This is a genomic window from Bacteroides coprosuis (assembly GCF_020741705.1).
Taxonomy (GTDB): Bacteria; Bacteroidota; Bacteroidia; order Bacteroidales; family Bacteroidaceae; genus Bacteroides_E; species Bacteroides_E coprosuis.
In genome coordinates this window covers 1-3,009 of the sequence record NZ_DYYK01000118.1, presented here as the reverse complement: position 1 = coordinate 3,009, position 3,009 = coordinate 1, and the positions used below count along the sequence as shown (strand labels likewise).

Below are 3,009 nucleotides of genomic sequence, written 5' to 3'. Positions count from 1 at the left end.
TTTCAATATTATCAAAGCTTCTTATTTCTGTTAATCTAGGATGATCTTTGCCGTACTTATCTTGTAGCATTTTAAACCAGCGAGAAGTATAAGCTATCATATTTGATAACTCTTTGTTAATCTCCTCAATTTCTTTCATCATTTTAAGAATGCCTTCTTCAGCTTTGTTGGTGTTGAATTTTAATATTCTACCCATCTTGATTTCCATAAGCTTTAAGATATCTTCTTTTGTAACTTCACGGATTAATTTAGGGTAGAATGGAGTAAGGCGCTTGTCAATATGCTTGCATGCAGCATCCATATTTTTAGCATTCTCAAATTCTTTATCCTTGTATATTCTTTCTTCAATAAATATTTTTTCAAGAGAAGCATGATGTAAACCTTCTTCAAGTTCTGATTTCCTTATTTCTAACTCTTTTTGAAGGAGATCTAATGTATTATCAACAGACTTTTTAAGGACATCACTAACCGTTAGGAAATGAGGTTTATTGTCGTCAATAACGCAGCAATTGGGTGATATACTTACTTCACAATCAGTAAAAGCATAAAGAGCATCAATCGTTTTGTCAGAAGATACACCAGAGGGTAGATGAACAATGATTTCTACATTGGCAGAAGTGTTATCATCTACTTTTCGTATTTTAATTTTTCCTTTATCTACAGCTTTTAGTATAGAATCGATGACAGAAGTGGTTGTTTTGCCAAAGGGTATTTCTGTAATAGAAAGTGTTCTATTGTCAATCTTGTTGATTTTTGCTCTTACTTTAACATTGCCTCCTCTTTCACCATCATTATATCTAGCTACGTCAACATATCCTCCTGTTTGAAAATCGGGATATAAGGTAAACTTTTTACCATTGAGATAATTGATAGAAGCTTCGCAGAGTTCGTTAAAGTTGTGTGGTAAAATTTTGGAAGATAAACCTACAGCGATACCTTCTGCACCTTGAGCTAAAAGCAGAGGGAATTTGAGAGGTAAAGTTATCGGTTCTTTATTTCGTCCATCGTAAGATTTTTGCCACTCTGTCGTTTTAGGGTTAAACACTACTTCTAAAGCAAATTTAGATAATCGAGCCTCAATATAACGAGGTGCTGCCGCACGGTCACCAGTAAGAATATTTCCCCAGTTACCTTGGCAGTCAATTAGAAAATCTTTTTGTCCTAGCTGAATAAGAGCATCTCCAATAGAAGCATCTCCATGAGGGTGGAATTGCATAGTATGACCAACTATATTGGCAACCTTGTTGTATCTCCCATCATCCATTCTTTTCATAGAATGTAGAATACGACGTTGCACGGGTTTTAAACCATCATTAATATGTGGTACTGCACGTTCTAGTATAACATATGAAGCATAATCTAAGAACCAGCTTTCATACATGCCAGTTAGATGATGTTTTATATTTTCTGGAGAAGATGAATTATTGGGTTGGTCAATTTGATTATTCTCTGAATTATTACGAATATCATCGCTCATAAAGATTGTTTTCCTCCTATTTTAACACCTAATTATCAAAAATACATCAATTTTAGCATGATGTGTTGACAAAAATACGAATTTAATTGAAAAATTCACTTACTTTGCATTTAATTTATAGGCCGTTAGGCACCTATCGATAGGTAGAAAATGTAAATTTATTAATGATATTTTAAGATGGCACAAGAAGATGTTTTTAAAAAATTAGTTTCGCATTGTAAAGAATATGGATTTGTTTTCCCTTCCAGTGATATTTATGATGGACTCGGGGCCGTATATGATTATGGTCAAATGGGTGTTGAATTGAAAAATAATATCAAAAAATACTGGTGGGATAGTATGGTTCTACTTCACGAAAACATTGTGGGCATCGATTCAGCTATCTTCATGCATCCAACTATTTGGAAAGCTTCAGGTCACGTTGATGCATTTAATGACCCTTTAATTGACAATAAAGACTCTAAAAAACGCTATCGTGCTGACGTGTTGGTTGAAGACCAACTAGCTAAGTATGATGAGAAAATTGATAAAGAAGTTAAAAAGGCTGCAAAACGCTTTGGTGATGCTTTTGATGAAGAACAATTTAGAGCAACTAATCCTCGTGTATTAGCGAATCAAGAAAAGAGAGATGCACTACATGAACGTTTTGCAAAAGCTCTTAATGATAATGATTTGACTGAATTACGACAGATCATTGTTGATGAAGAGATTGTTTGCCCTATTTCTGGAACAAGAAACTGGACAGAAGTGCGTCAGTTTAATTTGATGTTCTCTACAGAAATGGGTTCTACTGCTGAAAGTGCAATGAAAGTTTATCTTCGTCCTGAAACAGCTCAAGGCATTTTTGTGAACTATATGAATGTTCAGAAGAGTGGTCGTATGAAGATTCCATTCGGTATAGCTCAAATAGGTAAAGCTTTCCGTAATGAGATTGTTGCTCGTCAGTTTATATTCCGTATGCGTGAATTTGAACAAATGGAAATGCAGTTTTTTGTACGTCCAGGTTCAGAACTAGAATGGTTTGAAATGTGGAAAGCTCAGCGTTTGAAATGGCATGAAAACCTAGGTTTAGGTCATGAAAACTACCGCTTCCATGATCATGATAAGTTAGCTCACTATGCTAATGCTGCAACTGATATTGAATACCTTATGCCTTTTGGTTTTAAAGAAGTAGAAGGTATCCACTCTCGTACAGATTTTGACTTATCTCAACACGAAAAGTTCTCAGGTAAGAGTATTAAATACTTTGATCCAGAATTAAATAAATCATATGTTCCTTATGTGGTGGAAACATCTATTGGGTTAGACCGTATGTTTTTAAGTATAATGGCTGGTTCATTCTGTGAAGAAGAACTAGAAAACGGATCTCGTGTTGTATTGAAGTTACCTGCTGCTTTAGCTCCTGTTAAATTAGCTGTTCTTCCACTAGTGAAGAAAGATGGTCTTCCAGAAAAAGCTAGAGAAATTATTGATGATTTGAAGTTCCACTTCAATTGTCAATATGATGAAAAAGACTCAATTGGTAAACGTTA

Annotated in this window: 2 protein-coding genes; one reads left to right on the top strand and one right to left on the bottom strand. The window is 34.6% G+C overall.

Going from position 1 to position 3,009, the window contains the following annotated elements:
• The coding region (locus K8V80_RS06590; RefSeq protein WP_276776345.1) for a DNA gyrase/topoisomerase IV subunit A at positions 1–1,477 on the bottom strand (1,477 nt) is incomplete at its 3' end.
• Positions 1,478–1,654: 177 nt separating this feature from the next.
• Here K8V80_RS06590 and K8V80_RS06585 point away from each other — a divergent pair.
• The coding region (locus K8V80_RS06585) for a glycine--tRNA ligase (protein ID WP_276776342.1) at positions 1,655–3,009 on the top strand (1,355 nt) is incomplete at its 3' end.